Genomic DNA, 17,905 nt, shown 5'->3' with positions numbered 1-17,905 from the left:
TCGCTTCCGGCTACCGGGCGTCACTTCCCGGGGAGCGTCGTCTGCTGGTTCGACGGTAGGGGGCGGTGGTGTGGCCCGGCAAGACGCCGATCTGGCACCAATTGCCAGGCCGGGACCGGGCAGGGCAGGGCAGGGCAGGGCCGGTCAGGGCAGGGTCAGGCCGGTCAGGGCAGGGTCAGGGTCGACTCGGTCCGATACGGGTCGTCGTCGTTGCGCGGCCGCCGGCGGCGGAAGAGCACCGCCGCGACGATTCCGCCCAGCAGCCCGAACAGGTGCCCCTGCCAGGAGATCTGTTCGTTGGTGGGGAACACCCCGATCAACTGCCCGCCGTAGAGCATGCCCACCAGCAGCACCACGGCCAGGTTCCACCAGCTGCGTTCCACGATGCCCCGGGCCAACAGCAGACCCAGGTAGCCGAAGACGACTCCGCTGGCACCGACCACGATCGAGTTCGGTGAGCCGGTGATCCACACGCCCAGCCCGCTGATGAGGACGATCACCAGCGTGGAGTAGAGGAAACGGCGGACTCCGGCGGCGAGCACGAAGGTGCCGAGCAGGATCAGTGGCACGCTGTTGCTGTAGAGGTGGTCGAAGCCGTGGTGCAGGAACGGACCGAAGAAGATGCCGTCGAGCCCCTCGATCCGCTGGGGGATGATGCCGCCGAGGGTGTCGAAGCCGGCACCGAGCCAGATGTCCAGCGCCTCGATCACGAACAGCACCGGTACGACCGCGCACATGGCCACGAAGGCTCGGCCGAGCGCGGCGTAGAACGCCTCGCTGCCGAACTGGGACGGGTCGCCGCCCTGACCACGCATCTCGGATATCACCAACAAGTAGCTATCAGCTATCGTGAGCTACCGCCACTGGACCCTTCGTGAAGTTCACTCAGTCGGGTGCGCAGTGCTGGCGAACCAGGCCACCCGTACTCGACCGATCGGCGAAGCCAGCGGCCCCACAAGGGCCCCCTGGAAAAACCCCAAAGGGGTACGGACCCCAGATCCGTACCCCTTTTGCGGTTTCTTCAGTTGACGCAGAGGGTGTGCCGCCGGTCAGTAGCTACCGTTGGCCTGGAAGTACGACCAGGCGCCGCACGGGGTGTCGTAGCGACCCTTGATGTAGCCCAGTCCCCACTTGATCTGCGTCGCGGGGTTGGTCTTCCAGTCCGAGGCCACCGAGCCCATCTTGCTGCCCGGGTACGCCTGCGGGATGCCGTACGCCCCGCTGGACGGGTTGCTGGCCTTGTGGTTCCAGCCGCTCTCCTTGGTCCAGAGCTTGTCCAGGCACGGCATCTGGTCGAGCCCGAACCCGCTCTGCAACAGGAGCGCGCAGCCGATCTGCCGGTTGCCGCTGTACTCGTTGCACGAGGCGGGGATCGGCCCGGTGAAGGGCTTGGTGGCGGCCTCCGCCTCTTCGCGCGCCTTCTTGCGGCTCGCTGCCGCTGCCTGGGCCTTACGGGCCCGCTCGGCCGCCGCCTTGGCCTCCTCGGCCGCCTTGACGCCGGCCTGGTACTCGGCGGCCCGCTTCCGGGCGGTGGCCGACTGGTGGACCGCCTGCCGTTCCCGCTGGAACGCCAGCTCGGCCTCGTCGACGTTCGCGGCGAGTTGGGCCTCGATCCCTTGTTGCTGGGTCTCCCGGTCTTCGCCCAGGTAGTACCCGCCAGCAACGCCCACAGCGAGCAGGGCGACGGCGAGCGTCCGGACACCGTACCGGCTCCACAGCCGACTCACGAAGTGGTCCCTTCGTCGGGGGCAAGGACGCGGCACATCGTGGTGGCCGAACCTGTGAGGCCGGTACGCCGGTGCCGCAAGCGCCTGACCCCGGGGAGTCGTGGCCGACCCGACTGATGATCGTCGAGCCCGTCCACCGCCGGGGTGAATCATCCTCGACGATCTTCCCCGGCCGGCGGCGCTCACCGGACACGATTGCGCACGGTGAGGCGGATGGGAAACCAAGCGTCTCAAATGTGACTTGGGTCACGCCAAATTTCCCCGCTAATTAGCGTCAAAGTCGGACGTATCAGCGGCTCAACCGGGGATGTCCTCCAGTAGATCGGTCACCACCTCGGCGATGGGTGAGCGCTCCGAACGGGTCAGGGTCACATGGGCGAAAATCGGGTGGCCCTTGAGCGCCTCGATCACGGCGGTCACACCGTCGTGCCGCCCGACCCGCAGGTTGTCCCGCTGGGCCACGTCATGGGTGAGCACCACCCGGGACCCCTGCCCGACCCGGGACAGCACGGTGAGCAGTACGCCTCGCTCCAGTGACTGGGCCTCGTCGACGATGACGAAGGCGTCATGCAGGCTGCGACCCCGGATGTGGGTCAACGGAAGTACTTCGAGCATCCCGCGAGCCAGCACCTCGTCCATGACGTTCTCGTGCACCACCGCTCCGAGGGTGTCGAAGACGGCCTGGGCCCAGGGCGACATCTTCTCGGACTCCGAGCCGGGCAGATAGCCCAACTCCTGCCCGCCGACGGCGTACAGCGGACGGAAGACGATGACCTTCTTGTGCCGACCCCGTTCCATCACCGCCTCCAGGCCGGCGCAGAGCGCCAGCGCGGACTTCCCGGTGCCCGCCCGGCCCCCCAGGGAGACGATTCCGATCGACTCGTCGAGCAGCAGGTCCAGCGCGATCCGCTGCTCCGCCGACCGGCCCCGCAACCCGAACGCCTCCCGGTCCCCGCGGACCAGCCGTACCGTCTTGTCGGGCAGTACCCGCCCCAGGGCAGAGCCGCGCGGAGACTGCAACACCAGTCCGGTGTGACAGGGCAGTCCGGCCGCCTCGTCCAGGTCCACCGCCTCACCGGCGTACAACTGGCCGACCTGCTCCGTCCCCAGTCCCAGCTCGGACATCCCGGTCCAGGTCGGATCGCTGGCCTGGCCGTGCCGGTACTCGTCGGCGGCGAGCCCGACCGCCGCCGCCTTGACCCGCAGCGGCATGTCCTTGCTCACCAGGGTGACGTCGCGCCCCTCGGCGGCGAGGTTGAGGGCGACGGAGAGGATCCGGGTGTCGTTGGACTCGGTACGGAAGCCCACCGGCAGCGATCCGCTGTCGGCGTGGTTCAACTCCACCCGTAGGGTGCCGCCGGCCTCGTTGGCCGGTACTGGCTGGTCGAGTCGCCCATGCCGGACCCGGATCTCGTCGAGCGCCCGCAGGGCCTGCCGGGCGAACCAGCCGAGTTCGGGGTGGTGACGCTTGCCCTCCAACTCGGTGATGACCACGAGCGGTAGGACCACCTCGTGTGCGGCGAACCGGTGGAAGGCCGCCGGGTCGGAGAGCAGGACCGAGGTGTCCAGGACGTATACGTGGCGAGCCGGTTCGGGCTCCGCTGGCTCGGCAGCCGACTTGCCTGAGCTACGGCGACGGCCGCTGATCCGGTCGGCGATGGCGGCACCGGTCCGGCGACCGGTGGTAGTGGCGGCCGGGCTCTGCTCAGCCCGGTGGTTGGTACGACGAGTCGTCACAGGCCTGCTCCGGCGGGTGTGCACCCGTCCACCCGCAGTCCGCCTCGTCCGGTGCCCGGAGCACGAGGTCGGGTGTGGCCCCGTGCACACAGCATCTTGCAGAGTCCGGGCCGTCCGGTTGGCTCGGGACGACCCCGCGCCATGCCTAGACGCTAGCCGGGCAGAACCGCTTGGGCTAGCCACATCCCGCTGATCTTCTGAGCGTGCGACCTTGGAACCGCCCGGAGCTGGGACCGGCCGGGATGCATGCCCCCTGCGCGCATCCCGGCCGGTGGGATCACCGTCACCGGTCTGAGGTGACCCCGGACGGTGCGCGTCCGCCACGGACGGCGCACCGTGTTCGCGGGCGACCGCTCACCCCACCGTCGCCGCCGGTCACGCGTTGCGGCCGGCGAAGATGTCGGTGGAGTGCCGTCCGCCGTTGGTCGCGGTCCCCGCGAAGGAGGCGCCCGTGTACGTCGTTCCCTGACGTACGACGGTGCGGGCGCTGTCAGTTGTCGTGGGTGATGGCACCGCCAGCACCGAGGCGATGGCGGCCTGCGCCTCCCGGCGTCGGCGGTTCCATGCCCCCCGGTCGCCGTCGAAGTAACCCTGCCGGTACCCGAACCGATAGCCGATCCGGTAGCTGAGCTGCCCGTGTAGGCGCCCGGCCGCGTAACTCGACGAGCAGAGCAGCAGCACGAGGAAGACCAGGAAGAAGGGGCTCATCATTCCTCCCCGTCCCGCATGGTCCGGTCGGTGCCGGACGGCTGATCGCCAGCGCTGGACGGGTGTCCGCCGGTGACGGGCAGGCGGTCGAGGTCGTCGGTGCCGACCTCCTCGACCAGTTCGACACTGATCCGGCAGCCATCGAGAATCACCTCGGCGACCGAGGCCCGTCTGATCTCGCCACCGGCGTCGTAGACCCGCACGCTGAGTTCCGGGCAGCCGAGGTGGGTACGCCAGGAGTCCCACTCGGCACGATCACCCACGTTGAGCGCGAGATAGCGGGAACCGCGAGCAAGGTAGAGACGCCAGGGAGCACTGAGTCCGGCGGCCACACCCTCAGCGATCAGACCAAATGCCTGGGCGCGGGTCGCGAGTTCGATCACCGAACCACTCCTGTCACGAGTACGTGACCCGCCTGAACGCAGATCGTCTCAAGCACGTGACACACGGTAGGGCGTCCCATGCGCGTGACAGTATCAGCTTTTCGTATGATTACCGTCACCCCTTAATACACCTACCCTGCCGACGTGACGCCCCTCGACAACGGCAGTACGCCCGAAACTGGAAAGCGTGAGAATCTGTCACGCATGCAATACATTGCTGCGGGGGCAGCTGCGCGGCCGGCAAGCTGGCCGTACCGTCACCAGGTGTCGGACCGTGCCCATGGGCGAAAAATCGCCTTCGCCGCCTTCATTCGCAAGGCGCTGGCCGATGCCCGTGCCACCCGCGCATGGACCGGCTCCGAGGTGTCCCGCCGCACCGGGGTCTCCCGTCAGACCCTCAACCGTTGGGTACGCGGCGAGTGGGCCAGCGACCCGGAAGCCGAGCGGGTCGTCGCGTTCTGCGAAGGGCTCGGCATCAGCCCGACCATCGCCTTCGGGGTGCTCGGTTGGGACCGGGGCACCCCCGCACGCCCAACGCCCAACGCGCCACCGATGGACCCGGACGTGGAGGCACTGCTCCGGCGACTCGTGGACCCGAACGTCTCCGACGCAGAGAAGTTTCATATTCGGGAAACCATCCGCTACCTCGCTTATCGCCCAATAATGCCGCCTAATGCCGGAAAACGGGGCAAACAAGCAGGCTAGTTCCTCAGATGGCGAAAAACTGCATACTCTGCGCCATCTGCACCCTGTTCCGGGCTGAACGGGCGCGCTAGCGTGCCTCTTCGTACTGCTTGGGCTCGTCGTCGGCGGGGGGACGGGACAAGGCCGAACCCAGCCCTGCGGGACAGAAGGAGGGGTCAAGCCCATGACCCTGAAATGGATGGCAGTAGTGGTGGCCGCAGTGTCAGTGACATTGTGTGTGACCGCCAACGTCGTAATCGGCACGGTCAACGGTCAGCAGGTTCCGGTGGTCCTGAACGTGCTCGCCATCACCGCCGCCGCCAGCGCCACCGTGCTGGCCGTGGTCGCCGACCTGCACGACCGGCTCATCGGGCGGATCACCGCCCTCACCGAGTTCCTCGTCGCCCGGCTGAACGAGATCGAGAGCCGCGCGGGCGACCACAACGCCGGCTTCGTCGAGGGCTATCTGCTCAGCCACAACCCGGACGCGGCCGTGGTGCCCATCGGTCCGCGACTGCACGGACGACGCGCAATGATCGGAGGCGACGACTGAACGTTCAGTAACAGGTCGTCCGAACGGACAGCTGCCGGGGTACGCTGACGCCCGTGCGGCCGTACAACTCTGGAAACCATCAGCTGACCCGCCCCTTCTCCGTCGACCAGGCGTGGAACGCCACCGTCGACCGAGCCGGGCAATGTGTGTTGTTCTTCGACTTCGACGGCACACTCGCCCCGGTCGAGGACGATCCCACCGCCGTGCAGCCGGCACCCAAGGTCCTCGCGGCGATCGAAGCCCTCACCGAGGTGGTGCAGCGGGTGGCCATCGTCTCGGCCCGTCCGGTCGAGTTCCTGCGCGACCGGTTCGCCTCGCTCACCGACGTCGACCTCTACGGCCTCTACGGCCTGGAGCACAGCCACGGGTCCGCCGAGACGGTGACCGAGCCGGCTGCCCTGCCCTGGGTGCCGACCATGGTCGAGCTGGCTGAGCGCGCCCGGGCCGAGCTGCCCGAGGGGACGCTGGTGGAATACAAGCGGCTCTCCGTGGCCCTGCACTATCGCACCGCCCCCGAACTGGCCGCAGCCGTCGAATCGTGGGGCCAGGCGCAGGCTGGACGACTCGGCCTGCGGGTGCAGTGTGGGCGTATGGTCATCGAGCTGAAGCCGCCGGTCGATCGGGACAAGGGCATGGTGATCGGAGAAGCCGTCCCATCGGCCGGCTGCGCCTGGTACTTCGGTGACGACGTCTCCGACATCAAGGCATTCGCCGCCCTACGGGCCAGGGAAGCCGCAGACCCCTCCTTCTTCGGGATCTGCGTGGCCGTGGCCAACCCGGAGACCGGTCAGGAGGTCTCCACGGCGGCCGACCTGACCATCGAGTCCCCCGAGGCACTCGGCGACTTCCTCACCGAGGCCGTACACCGGCTCAGCTGACGGAACGAGAGGCCGGCACGAGGACCGGTGAGCGCATCGTGGATCGCGGCGTCAGGCACCGTAGCGGCGTTGCCGGCTGGCATACGAGCGCAGCGCCCGGAGGAAGTCGACATGCCGGAAGTCCGGCCAGTTCACGTCGCAGAAGTAGAACTCCGAATGGGCCGACTGCCAGAGCAGGAACCCGGAGAGGCGCTGCTCACCGCTGGTCCGGATGACCAGGTCGGGATCGGGCTGTCCCCGGGTGTAGAGGTGTTCCGCGATGTGCTCCACGTCGAGCACCTCGGCCAGTTCCTCGATGGTGCCGCCGGCCGCCGCGTGCTCCTGGAGCAGGGACCGTACGGCGTCGGCGATCTCCTGCCGGCCGCCGTACCCGACGGCGATGTTGACCTGCGCCCCGGCGTCCCGGTCCCGGGTGTGCTCCTCGGCGGCCTTCAACGTCCCGCTCGTCTGGGTCGGCAGCAGGTCGAGCGCCCCGACCATGCGCAGCCGCCAGGGGTTGCCCTCCTCAGCCAACTCGACGACCAGGTCCTCGATGATCTTCACGAGGGGGTCGAGTTCCTTGGCCGGGCGGCGCAGGTTGTCGGTGGCGAGCAGGTAGAGGGTGACGTGCCCGATACCAGCCTGGTCACACCAGTTGAGGACATGTTTGATCTTGGCCGCGCCGACCCGGTGCCCATCGTTGGGGTCGACGTACCCCATCTCCTTGGCCCATCTCCGGTTTCCGTCACACATCACCCCGACATGCCGGGGCACCGGCCGTCCGGCGAGCTTCGCCGTCAGTCGCCGCTCGTACACGGAGTAGATAAGGTCCCGCAGAGTCATCACCTTGAGAGTAGCGACTGCGTCCGGCGGTGTGTCGACTACCGACCCGCACCGGCCCCCACCAGGGTATCGCTGGTCACATCACGACGTCGGCCGCCGCGGGTTCGGTGCCCACCGGACGCTCCGTGATCGCTGCCCGCCACAGGCCGTACAGCGCGATCCCGGCCGCCACCACCAGCGGGCCACCGTCGCGGACCAGCCCGTCGACACCGAGCAGGAACCAGCACAACGGCAGGTCCACCAGGAGTACGACCAGCGTGACCACGACCAGCAGCCCGGCTGCCCACCGTCGCCCTCGCAGGAGGAAGAATGTGCCGAAGAGCACCACGTAGCTGACGCCGAAGGCGGCGACCAGCCACAACACCACGATCGGCCCGGCGAGGATCCGCCCGGTGACGACCTCGCCGACCGCCACCAGGCAGGGCACCAGCATCAACGGGCTGTACGTGAACACCGCTGCCCGTACGGTAAGCAACCAGCCGGCGATCGGCGGACGCCGGGGTGGCACCTCCCGCCAGGAGATGCCCTGCCGATCGATGACGAGTCGACCCGGATGCCGGACCATGAACTCCCGCACCGCAGGCGAGCGGTAGAGCAGCCACACCACCGCCCCGCAGAGAAGGGTCAGCGTGGCGAAGCCGAGCACCCCGGGTAGGGGCGGAACGCCGGCGCGGGGCACGACCAGCCGACCCACCGCGAAGACGGTGGTCACGGCCAGGATGAGCCCGAACGGGCGGGCCGCGCTGCGACCCCGGCGCACCTGACGGATCAGGACGAGGAAGCCCAGTGAACGCAGCAGCGCCCAACCGGTACGGACCGCCAGTCCGAAGCCGGACTCCGGGGCGTACCGCCAGTTGAGAAGCTCGACCACGACGGTGGTCAACGCGGTGACGACCAGCAGTGCGGTCAGAACGCGGACAGCCGACGGCCGCCGGACCTTCGTCGCGGCGGCCGTCGTCGTCATGTTGATGATGATGCCCGGTGCGGGCCAGTCCTACGCCCGACGCTCCTCGACCGCCTGCTCGGCGTCGAGGCGGGCGCGCAGCGCGTCCAACTCCGCCCAGAGCACGCCGGGCAGCTTGTCGCCGAACTTCTCGAACCACTCGGTGATCAGCGGCAGTTCGTCGCGCCACTCGTCGACGTCGACCTTGAGGGCGATCCGAATGTCCTCGCGGGTGAGGCCGAGGCCGTCGACGTCGAGCGCGTCAATGGTCGGCACCATACCGATCGGCGTCTCGACCGCCTCTGCCTTGCCCTCGATCCGCTCGACGATCCACTTGAGCACCCGGGAGTTCTCGCCGAAGCCGGGCCACAGGAACTTGCCGTCGGCGTCCTTGCGGAACCAGTTGACGTAGTAGACCTTCGGCAGCTTCTCGGCGTCACCGTCGACGCCCTTGCCCATCTCGATCCAGTGCCGGAAGTAGTCACCCGCGTGGTAGCCGATGAACGGCAGCATCGCCATCGGGTCGCGGCGTACGACGCCGACCTGCCCGGAGGCGGCAGCGGTGGTCTCCGAGGAGAGGGTCGCTCCCATGTAGACACCGTGCACCCAGTCGCGGGCCTCGGTCACCAACGGGACGGTGTCCCTACGCCGGCCACCGAAGAGGATCGCGTCGATCGGTACGCCGCGCGGGTCCTCGTACTCGTCGGCCAGGATCGGGCACTGCTTGATCGGGGTGCAGAACCGGCTGTTCGCGTGGGAGGAGAGTTCCCCGCTTTCCGGCGTCCAATCCTTGCCCTTCCAGTCGACGAGGTGGGCCGGCGGCTCGCCCATCCCCTCCCACCAGATGTCCCCGTCGTCGGTGAGGGCGACGTTGGTGAAGATCGAGTTACCCCGGTCCAGCGTCCGCATGGCGTTGGCGTTGGTCTTCCAGTCGGTGCCCGGTGCCACGCCGAAGAGTCCGTACTCGGGGTTGAGCGCGTAGAGGCGGCCATCCTCGCCGAACCGCATCCAGGCGATGTCGTCACCGATGGTCTCGACCTTCCAGCCCGGGATGGTCGGCTCGACCATGGCCAGGTTGGTCTTGCCGCAGGCGGACGGGAACGCACCGGCGATGTGGTAGACCTTGCCCTCTGGCGAGGTCATCTTGAGGATCAGCATGTGCTCGGCGAGCCAGCCCTCGTCCCGACCCATCACGCTGGCGATCCGCAGCGAGTAGCACTTCTTGCCCAGCAGCGAGTTCCCACCGTAGCCCGAGCCGTAGGACCAGATCTCCCGGCTCTCCGGGAAGTGGGAGATGTACTTGGTCTGGTTGCACGGCCAGATCTCGTCCTGCTCGCCGGCGGCCAGCGGGGCACCGACCGAGTGCAGCGCTTGCACGAAGTCCGCGTTGTCGCCCATTCCGGCCAGCACCTTGCTACCCATCCGGGTCATGATGCGCATGGAGGCGACCACGTACGGGCTGTCGGTGATCTCGACGCCGAACATGGGCTGTTCGGCCTCCAGCGGGCCCATGCAGAACGGGATGACGTACATCGTGCGACCGCGCATGCAACCGCGGTAGAGCTCCGTCATCGTCCGCTTCATCTCGGCCGGCGCCATCCAGTTGTTGGTGGGCCCGGCATCGGCCTCGTCGACCGAGCAGATGAAGGTGCGCTCCTCCACCCGCGCCACGTCTGATGGGTCGGTACGTGCCCAGAACGAGTTCGGCTTGCGCTCTGGGTTCAATCGGACCAGCGTGCCGGCCTCTACCAGTTCGTCGGTGAGCTGTTGCCACTCCTCGTCCGAGCCGTCGACCCAAACGACCCGCTCAGGGGTGGTCAATTCGGCGACTTCACGGACCCAGGCAAGCAGTTTGGGGTGGGAGGTCGGGGCCTGATCGATACCCCGAACAGTGGCCGGAGCAACCATGACACATCTCCTTGTGGTCGACATTGACCGGTATTGGGATGCACGACTCTGACGGGCGGGAACCGCTTCGCCTTCGTGATACCTGGGATTCCAATCAGCGTAAACCGGGGGAAGGCCCGGGGCAGCGGGACTGGTTGTGAAGAACTGCACAAGCTTTGGGCAAGCTGCCGCAACGCGAACTATTCGTCGCTGCTACGCGCAGTTTCGCGCAAATCCTTCGAACTCCATCTCTGATCTTCGCCAGTTCCCTCTAGGACAGTTGGCGGTTCGCGAGAGGCGAGACGGCTGACGGTTCGTTCTCGGGGCGGTGTCCGGGTGGTTGGCCGTTCATTCCATCCCACTTCCCCACAATTGACAGAGGGTAACCTCTGTCTCACAGACAACACTTCCGCTTTTCCGCCTGCTCCACCGACATCCCGGATCGACGTTGCTACCGGTGAGCGGGGGCCGCAGCCGGTAGGCTCGAACCCGTGCCATCGACCGTTACCGGCGGCCAGCCGAGCCCATCGGGCACCCGTCGAGGCCTCCGCTACCTACTCCTCGACCGGTTTGGCCATCTCGTCCGCGAGTTGGGCAAATTTGGCGTTGTGGGCGGTTTTGCCTTCTTCGTAGACCTTGCGCTGTTCAACTATGCGGTCACCCGACTCGGCATGGAACGACTGACCGCCAAGACCTTCTCCACGGTGGTCGCGGCGACGATCGCCTTCGTCGGCAACCGGTTCTGGACCTGGCGACACCGAGAACGGTCCGGCATGGCCCGCGAATACTCCCTCTACTTCTTCTTCAACGCCGTCGGGCTCGGCATCGCCGTGGCCTGCCTCGGCATCAGCCACTACGGACTGGGCGCCATCTGGCCCTCCGTGTTCAAGTCACTCCTGGCCGACAACATCTCCGCCAACCTGGTCGGCGCCGCCCTCGGCACCCTGTTCCGCTTCTGGTCCTATCGACGCTTCGTCTTCGTTGGACCCGCAGCACAGGATGCGCCCGATGTGATTACGAAGAGTGACTAATCAGTGTTTCTCCCCCCATCTCCCACCGGGCTCTCCGGTCCGTCCCTCTCGCTGCTTTAAGGTGTCTACATGCGTCTTGTCCGCCTACTGCCCGACCGCTGGCAGAAGTTCGTCCACGAGGCGCTGAAGTTCGGCATCGTAGGTGGCGCGAACACGATCATCAACTACGCAGTGTTCAATGCGCTCGCACTGACGGTGTTTGCCGATGGTCAGCTGAAGGCAACGGTCATCGCGACCGTCGTGGCCACCATCACGTCCTACCTGATGAATCGGCACTGGACCTACCGGGACCGACCAAAGTCGGCCATGCGCCGGGAATACGCCCTGTTCTTCCTGTTCAACGCCACCGGGCTGGTCATCGAGTTGGGCGTCCTGGCGCTGGCGAAGTACGGGCTGGGCATGACCAGCCTGCTGGCGATCAACGTTGCCAAGACCGCCGGCCTGGTCCTGGGAACCGCCTTCCGGTTCTGGTCCTACCGCACGTTCGTCTTCGGCCCCACCCACGTCGACACCGCACCACCGGTCACCGATGGCACCCCCGACGTCGACGCCGCCGCCCGCGACGAGCACCCCGGCGAGATCCTGGCCGAGCTGGACCCGGTCGCGGAGTTCGCCGAGGCGGTGGCCGAACTGGAGGAGACGACTCCGGACGAGGCCCCCGCCGGTGCCGTTACGGTGCCCCAGGCCCGGTCGGCACCGACCACCAACTCGGACCTCGACGCCGCCCTCGGCCGGCTCGTCCCGGTGGACCGGGACCCCGCCAGGGCCGAGCGGGACCTCACCGCAGTCGACCAGGACCTCACGGCGGCCGACCGGGACCTCACGGCAGCCGACCGCAAACTCGCCGACTCGATCGACGCCGAACTGGAGGCCGAGCTCGCCGCCGAGCTGCACGCCGCCAGCCAGCGGCCCTCGGGCCGCTGACCACCTCCGCCGTGTGGTCCGGCACGGGTGCCCCCGCTGAACTCTTCTTCGAGGATCTGACCCCCGGGCAGAGCTTCGACCTCGGAGTCGTCGACATCGACGAGACCGAGATGTTGGCCTTCGCGCGTCGATTCGACCCGCAGTGGTACCACATCGACGCGGCGATGGCCGGACAGAGCCACCACGGCGGGTTGATCGCAAGCGGCTTCTACACGGTGAGCCTCTTCATGCGCGCCTATGTGGACAGCCTGCTGTCCCGGGCCGCCGCCGACGCGTCCCCCGGTCTGGAGGAGCTCCGCTGGCTGGCCCCGGTACGCGCCGACGATCGGCTCGCCGTACGACTCGACGTGGTGGGGAGCAAGCCGTCGACCGCCCGCCCCGGGCTCGGCACCGTCACCCTGATCGGCACGATGATCCGGCTGGACGCCGACGGCCAGCCCGAACGCGAGGTACTGCGGACCCGCTTCCGAGGTTGGTTCGTCATGCGGACCGGGGGCGACCAAGCCAGGCAGGCCGGGGCTTAGACCTCGCCACGCAGGCCGGGGCCGACCAACCGGCTCCACCAGGAGCCGGCCCGCAGCCTCCCCGGCCTCGTTGACTACTGCCCCACCTCGCTGACCGGTACCCGGCCTCGTTGAACTACTGCGGCTGCTCGCGCAGCGGCTTGCCCTCGTTCATGTCGGCGAGGATGTTCCGCATCTCGCCGTCACCGAGCGAATGCTTGTCGTGATGGTCCTCCACCAACTCGTAGAGCTTGGTCTGCACCTGCTCCACTCCCGGGATGTCGACCAGCACCGACTGGCCCCGCTCACCGGCCGACTCAATGGTCAACGTGCCGCAACCAAGCAGCCGCTCGATGAACCGCTGGCTCATCGAATGGTCGTTTATCCGGCCCAGCGGGATGTCCCGACGCTCCCGGGCGAGCACACCGTGCTGGAGCAGCACCCGCTCGTTCGTGAACAGATAGTGGGTAGTACGCCAGACCAGGAACGGCCACAGGCTGAGCCACCCCACCAGCGCCAGGCCGAGCCCGGCGATGACGTAGAGCCCGATCGTGCCGGCGCCGCCCTCGGGCAGGAACACGGAGCCGACCACCACTGCGGCGATGGCGAGCACCAGCACCAGCACCGGCCGGATCAGTGCCTTCCAGTGCGGATGCAGGTGCAGTACGACATGCTCGTCCTCAGTGAGCACGTCTTCGGGGAATGCCACGCCAACCTCCTCGTGTACGCGAATGTCCGCGCTGACCGTAGCGGCTCCGGTCCACGAGATGGCGTACCTGACGGTCGGGACTTTTTGCGCCGCCCGCCCAGACTGCTCTGGCCCGCTCCTCAGCGGAGGTGAAGAATGTCCCCGGCGGCCACCCGGTGCTCGCCGTCGGCAGACCGGACCACCAGCTGACCGTCCGGGTCGACACTCGTCGCCTCGCCGATCAGATCGACGCCCGTCGGCAACAGCACCCGCACCTGACGGCTGATGGTGTCGCAGGAGTCGAGATAGACGTCACGTAGGCCGCACGCCTCCGCGTCCCCGTCCACCGCCCGCCAACGGCCGTACCAGGCGGCCAGCGCGCGGAGCAGGGCACGCAACAGCGGATCGCGGTCGGTGACCGGGGCACCGGCCAGCCGCAGGGAAGTGGCGGGCAACCCGGTGGGGTTCGACGGCAGCTCGTCGGCGCGCAGCGTCACGTTGAGCCCGATACCGAGCACAATGGCGGGCGGCTGACCGGGGTCGGCCGCCGGCAACGCCTCGGCCAGGATCCCGCCGCACTTCGCCCCGCCGATCAGCAGGTCGTTCGGCCATTTCAGGGCCGCCTCCAGCTCGGTCAGCTGGGACACCGCCTCGACCAGCGCGACGCCGGCCAACAACGGCAGCCAGCCGTACCGGGAGGGGGGTGCGGGTTCCCAACCGTGATGCGCGTCCGCCTCGCCGGGCCGGAGCAGCACGCTGGTCGCGAGGCCCGCGCGGGCCGGCGACTGCCAGACCCGACCGCGCCGCCCCCGACCGGCGGTCTGCCGCTCGGCGACGATCACCAGCCCTTCCGGTTCGCCGGTTCGGGCGGCGGTGGCCACGTCCTCGTTGGTCGAGCCGGTCTCGGCGCGTAGCTCCAACCGGTTCCACGGCCCGTACGGGGTGACCAGCGCCCGACGCAGCCGACGTTCGTCCAGCGGCGGGCGGTCCAGATCCGTGTACGGCGAGCCAGGCATCCGGTCAGCCTACGCCCGGCAACGTCGGTCACCGGTCGGTCTGCGACGCCGCCGCTCGCCGCTCGCCGGTCGGTCTGCGACGCCGCCGCTCGCCGCTCGCCGGTCGGTCTGCGACGCCGCCGGTGGGCCACGCATGGAGGTGCCCAGCGGCGATTGAGGGGAAGTGCACAGCGCCAACGGGCTTAACCATCGTTACGATCGCTGGCGTGACTGGGCAGCAGAGTGCGACCGAGGTCGACATCCACACCACCGCGGGCAAACTGGCGGACCTGGAACGACGTACCGGCGAGGCGGTGCACGCCGGGTCGGCGCGGGCTGTGGAGAAGCAGCACGCGCGGGGCAAGAAGACCGCTCGGGAACGAATCGAGATGCTGCTCGACGAGGGCTCCTTCGTCGAACTGGACGAGCTGGCCCGGCACCGGTCCATCAACTTCGGGCTGGAGAGGACCCGCCCGTACGGGGACGGTGTGGTGACCGGCTACGGCACCGTCGACGGCCGGCAGGTGTGTGTCTTCGCCCAGGACTTCACGGTCTTCGGCGGCTCGCTCGGCGAGGTCTTCGGCCAGAAGATCGTCAAGGTGATGGACCTGGCCATGAAGATCGGCTGCCCGGTCGTCGGCATCAACGACTCCGGTGGCGCCCGCATCCAGGAGGGTGTGGTCAGCCTCGGCCTCTACGGCGAGATCTTCTTCCGCAACGTCCGCGCCTCCGGGGTGATCCCGCAGATCTCGCTGGTGATGGGGCCGTGCGCGGGCGGCGCGGTCTACTCCCCCGCGGTCACCGACTTCACCGTCATGGTCGACCAGACCTCGCACATGTTCATCACCGGACCGGACGTGATCAAGACGGTCACCGGTGAGGACGTGGCCATGGAGGAGCTGGGCGGGGCGCGTACCCACAACACCAAGAGCGGCAACGCGCACTACCTCGCCACCGACGAAGAAGACGCCATCGACTACGTCAAGGCGCTGCTGTCGTACCTGCCGGCCAACAACCTGGACGACCCGCCGGCGTACCCGGCCGAGGCGGTCCTCGACGTCACCGACTCCGACCGGGAGCTGGACACCCTGGTGCCCGACTCGGCCAACCAGCCGTACGACATCCACCAGGTGATCGAGCACGTCCTGGACGACGGGGAGTTCCTGGAGGTCCACCCGCTCTACGCGCAGAACATCGTGGTCGGCTTCGGCCGGGTCGAGGGCCGCCCGGTTGGCGTGGTCGCCAACCAGCCGATGCACTTCGCCGGGACGCTGGACATCGCCGCCTCGGAGAAGGCGGCCCGGTTCGTCCGTACCTGCGACGCGTTCAACATCCCGGTACTCACCTTTGTGGACGTACCCGGCTTCCTGCCCGGCACCGGCCAGGAGTGGGACGGCATCATCCGCCGGGGCGCCAAGCTGATCTACGCGTACGCCGAGGCCACCGTCCCGAAGATCACGGTGATCACCCGCAAGGCATACGGCGGGGCGTACGACGTGATGGGCTCCAAGCACCTCGGGGCCGACCTCAACTTCGCCTGGCCCACCGCCCAGATCGCGGTGATGGGGGCGCAGGGGGCGGTCAACATCCTCTACCGGTCGGAGCTGGCCGCCACCGAGGACCCGGCCGCTGTCCGGGCCGAGAAGATCGCCGAGTACGAGGACACCCTGGCCAACCCGTACATCGCCGCCGAGCGGGGGTACGTCGACGCGGTGATCGCCCCGCACGAGACCCGGGGGCAGATCGTCCGGGGGCTGCGGGTGCTGCGTACCAAGCGGGAGACCCTGCCGCCGAAGAAGCACGGCAACATCCCGCTGTAGTGCGTTGACGGGCGGGTCGGGTCCGTGACCCAGCTCTCAGCCGGTCACACCGCACCGACCCGGCCCGTCCTCTCCGCATGACACGTATCGCACTCGTTGCTGACAAGCAGGCAAGCTGGCTGACTCGGCTCGCGTTCCGGGTCGCCCGACGCATGTACGGCGAGGTACCGGAACCGTTCCGAGCCGCCGCCCACCACCCCGCGCTGATGTGGACGTCGGCGGTGCACGAGATGACGTACGGGAAGGCGGTAGGCCGCCTCGACGCAGCGCTACGGGACCTGGTGGTGCACCGGGTGGCCACGAGAGTCGGCTGCTCCTGGTGCGTCGACTTCGGCACCATGCTCACGCTCAAGGCCGGCTTCTCGGTGGAGCGGCACCGGGAGCTGAGCCGCTACCAGACCTCGGACGCCTTCACCGAGCTGGAGAAGCTCGCCCTCCGGTTCGCCGACGCGATGACCGACCTGCCGATGGACGTCACCGACGAACTGGTCACCGCGCTTCGCGAACACCTGGACGAGGCACAGTTGGTCGAGCTGACGTACGCGATCAGCCTGGAGAACATGCGGGCCCGGACCAACCACGCGCTCGGCCTAACCGCCCAGGGCTACACCAGCGGGGACGCCTGCCCGGTGCCCTGGGCGACGCAGATCAGCGAGGCTGCTCCGCAGAGCTGAGCTGTGCTGGCAGCCCCGGTGTCAGCCGTGGTGGCAGCCCGGTGAGCTTGGCCGGGTTGAGCTGGTCGTAGATGTGCGCGATCCGACCCGATTCGTCGAACGCGAACGCCATGCTGAACCGCAGTGCCGGACCTTGGGGCCGGGTCAGGTCCACCAGCAGACCCAGGTCGCCGTTGACCAGGATCGGCTCGACCAGCAGCGTGCCGCTTTCGTCCACCGCCCGACGCAATATGCCCAGCAGGAACCGCGCCACCTTCTCCGCACCCACGATCGAGCGCCGGCCGGCGTTGACCACACCGCCGCCGTCGCCGGTCGCGGTGACGGTCGGCGCGAGCACGCCCAGCAGCGCGTCCAGGTCACCGGCCTCCACAGCCCGGACGAAGGCGTCGACCACCCGACGCTGCTCGGCCGGGTCCGGCCGGTGACGCGCTGAACCGTCCTCGGCGGCCACGACCCGCCGGGCCCGGGAAGCGAGTTGGCGGACCGCCACGTCGGTGCTGCCGAGCAGGCTGGCGATCTCGGGAAACGGGACCGCGAACACGTCGTGCAGGACGAAGGCGACCCGCTGCTCCGGGGTCAGCCGTTCCATCACCACCAGCAGGGCGTAGCTGACCTCGTCCCGGCGTACCGCCCGGTCGGCCGGGTCGACGGCTTCGCCCTGCTCCGGGCCGGTCGGTAGCCGGGACACGATCGGCTCGGGCAGCCACGGCCCGACGTACGCCTCTCGGCGTACCCGGGCCGAGCGCAACGTGTCGAGGCAGAGCCGGCCGGTGACGGTGGTGAGCCAGCCCCGAAGCTCCTGGATACCGTCTCGGTCGGCGGCCTGGTAGCGCAGCCACGCCTCCTGTACGACGTCCTCCGCCTCGGTGCGGCTGCCCAGCATCCGGTACGCGACCGCCATCAGGTACGGCCGGTGCTGCTCGAACTCCGACGTCAGTTCCATCGAGT

General features: G+C 68.4%; 18 protein-coding genes and 1 pseudogene. 8 read left to right on the top strand and 11 right to left on the bottom strand.

The features are described from left to right. Positions 1–164 precede the first annotated feature (164 nt). The 5 genes from FHR38_RS18470 to FHR38_RS18450 form a co-directional block, all read right to left on the bottom strand. Entirely contained in the window at positions 165–815 is a 651-nt protein-coding gene (locus FHR38_RS18470; protein ID WP_184539864.1) for a rhomboid family intramembrane serine protease, read from the bottom strand. 234 nt (positions 816–1,049) lie between these two features. Continuing rightward, positions 1,050–1,727, bottom strand: a complete 678-nt coding sequence (locus FHR38_RS18465) for an aggregation-promoting factor C-terminal-like domain-containing protein (RefSeq protein WP_184535837.1) — start codon at positions 1,725–1,727, stop codon at positions 1,050–1,052. 297 nt (positions 1,728–2,024) lie between these two features. Further along, a complete protein-coding gene (phoH2, locus tag FHR38_RS18460; protein ID WP_184535836.1) occupies positions 2,025–3,464 on the bottom strand; it encodes an RNA 5'-3' helicase PhoH2 in 1,440 nt (479 codons plus the stop codon). Positions 3,465–3,839: 375 nt separating this feature from the next. Next, positions 3,840–4,172 carry a hypothetical protein gene (locus tag FHR38_RS18455; protein WP_184535835.1) on the bottom strand — a complete coding sequence of 111 codons (333 nt, stop codon included), beginning with the start codon at positions 4,170–4,172 and terminating at the stop codon, positions 3,840–3,842. Next, complete coding sequence (locus FHR38_RS18450) at positions 4,172–4,555, bottom strand: hypothetical protein (RefSeq protein ID WP_312882251.1); 384 nt, start codon at positions 4,553–4,555, stop codon at positions 4,172–4,174. Before FHR38_RS18450 ends, FHR38_RS18455 begins: the two co-directional genes overlap by 1 nt. 204 nt (positions 4,556–4,759) lie before the next feature. Between FHR38_RS18450 and FHR38_RS18445 the strand changes: the two genes are divergently transcribed. The 3 genes from FHR38_RS18445 (at position 4,760) to otsB (ending at position 6,670) form a co-directional block, all read left to right on the top strand. Then, complete coding sequence (locus FHR38_RS18445) at positions 4,760–5,260, top strand: helix-turn-helix domain-containing protein (protein ID WP_221449818.1); 501 nt, start codon at positions 4,760–4,762, stop codon at positions 5,258–5,260. Positions 5,261–5,423: 163 nt separating this feature from the next. Continuing rightward, positions 5,424–5,792, top strand: a complete 369-nt coding sequence (locus FHR38_RS18440; protein WP_184535833.1) for a hypothetical protein — start codon at positions 5,424–5,426, stop codon at positions 5,790–5,792. Positions 5,793–5,845: 53 nt separating this feature from the next. Beyond that, positions 5,846–6,670, top strand: a complete 825-nt coding sequence (gene otsB, locus FHR38_RS18435; protein WP_184535832.1) for a trehalose-phosphatase — start codon at positions 5,846–5,848, stop codon at positions 6,668–6,670. A 51-nt stretch (positions 6,671–6,721) separates the two neighbouring features. On the opposite strand, the gene FHR38_RS18430 is transcribed toward otsB, so the two are convergent. The 3 genes from FHR38_RS18430 to FHR38_RS18420 form a co-directional block, all read right to left on the bottom strand. Continuing rightward, on the bottom strand, positions 6,722–7,492 hold the full coding sequence (locus tag FHR38_RS18430; protein WP_184535831.1) for an isoprenyl transferase: 771 nt from the start codon (positions 7,490–7,492) through the stop codon (positions 6,722–6,724). 76 nt (positions 7,493–7,568) lie between these two features. Further along, positions 7,569–8,456: a hypothetical protein gene (locus tag FHR38_RS18425; RefSeq protein ID WP_184535830.1), complete on the bottom strand. Its 888-nt coding sequence runs from the start codon at positions 8,454–8,456 to the stop codon at positions 7,569–7,571. A gap of 30 nt (positions 8,457–8,486) precedes the next feature. Next, the gene (locus FHR38_RS18420; RefSeq protein ID WP_184535829.1) at positions 8,487–10,343 is read right to left on the bottom strand and encodes a phosphoenolpyruvate carboxykinase (GTP); all 1,857 of its coding nucleotides are present in this window, start codon (positions 10,341–10,343) and stop codon (positions 8,487–8,489) included. 470 nt (positions 10,344–10,813) lie between these two features. Here FHR38_RS18420 and FHR38_RS18415 point away from each other — a divergent pair, with 470 nt between their 5' ends. From FHR38_RS18415 to FHR38_RS18405, 3 genes and pseudogenes are all read left to right on the top strand, one after another. Next, positions 10,814–11,353: a GtrA family protein gene (locus tag FHR38_RS18415; RefSeq protein ID WP_184535828.1), complete on the top strand. Its 540-nt coding sequence runs from the start codon at positions 10,814–10,816 to the stop codon at positions 11,351–11,353. Positions 11,354–11,422: 69 nt separating this feature from the next. After that, a pseudogene (locus FHR38_RS18410) lies at positions 11,423–12,034 on the top strand (GtrA family protein); the annotation flags it as partial. A gap of 254 nt (positions 12,035–12,288) precedes the next feature. After that, positions 12,289–12,801 (top strand): MaoC/PaaZ C-terminal domain-containing protein, encoded by a 513-nt coding sequence (locus FHR38_RS18405; protein ID WP_184535826.1) that lies wholly within the window; start codon positions 12,289–12,291, stop codon positions 12,799–12,801. A gap of 115 nt (positions 12,802–12,916) precedes the next feature. Here FHR38_RS18405 and FHR38_RS18400 read toward each other — a convergent pair whose 3' ends face one another. Then, positions 12,917–13,489 carry a PH domain-containing protein gene (locus tag FHR38_RS18400; RefSeq protein WP_184535825.1) on the bottom strand — a complete coding sequence of 191 codons (573 nt, stop codon included), beginning with the start codon at positions 13,487–13,489 and terminating at the stop codon, positions 12,917–12,919. 119 nt (positions 13,490–13,608) lie between these two features. Next, complete coding sequence (locus FHR38_RS18395) at positions 13,609–14,484, bottom strand: biotin--[acetyl-CoA-carboxylase] ligase (RefSeq protein WP_184535824.1); 876 nt, start codon at positions 14,482–14,484, stop codon at positions 13,609–13,611. 206 nt (positions 14,485–14,690) lie between these two features. On the opposite strand from FHR38_RS18395, the gene FHR38_RS18390 reads away from it, so the two are divergent. Then, positions 14,691–16,283, top strand: a complete 1,593-nt coding sequence (locus FHR38_RS18390) for an acyl-CoA carboxylase subunit beta (RefSeq protein WP_184535823.1) — start codon at positions 14,691–14,693, stop codon at positions 16,281–16,283. A 77-nt stretch (positions 16,284–16,360) separates the two neighbouring features. After that, positions 16,361–16,957 carry a carboxymuconolactone decarboxylase family protein gene (locus FHR38_RS18385; protein ID WP_184535822.1) on the top strand — a complete coding sequence of 199 codons (597 nt, stop codon included), beginning with the start codon at positions 16,361–16,363 and terminating at the stop codon, positions 16,955–16,957. Here FHR38_RS18385 and sigJ read toward each other — a convergent pair. Further along, positions 16,932–17,900, bottom strand: coding sequence for an RNA polymerase sigma factor SigJ (sigJ, locus tag FHR38_RS18380; RefSeq protein ID WP_184535821.1), 969 nt, complete (start codon positions 17,898–17,900; stop codon positions 16,932–16,934). The two genes, FHR38_RS18385 and sigJ, sit on opposite strands and share 26 nt — an antisense overlap. Positions 17,901–17,905 lie beyond the last annotated feature (5 nt).

It is taken from the genome of Micromonospora polyrhachis, assembly GCF_014203835.1.
Lineage (GTDB): Bacteria > Actinomycetota > Actinomycetes > Mycobacteriales > Micromonosporaceae > Micromonospora_H > Micromonospora_H polyrhachis.
The sequence above is the reverse complement of the archived record's forward strand: the minus strand, read 5'-3'. Positions and strand labels throughout refer to the sequence as shown.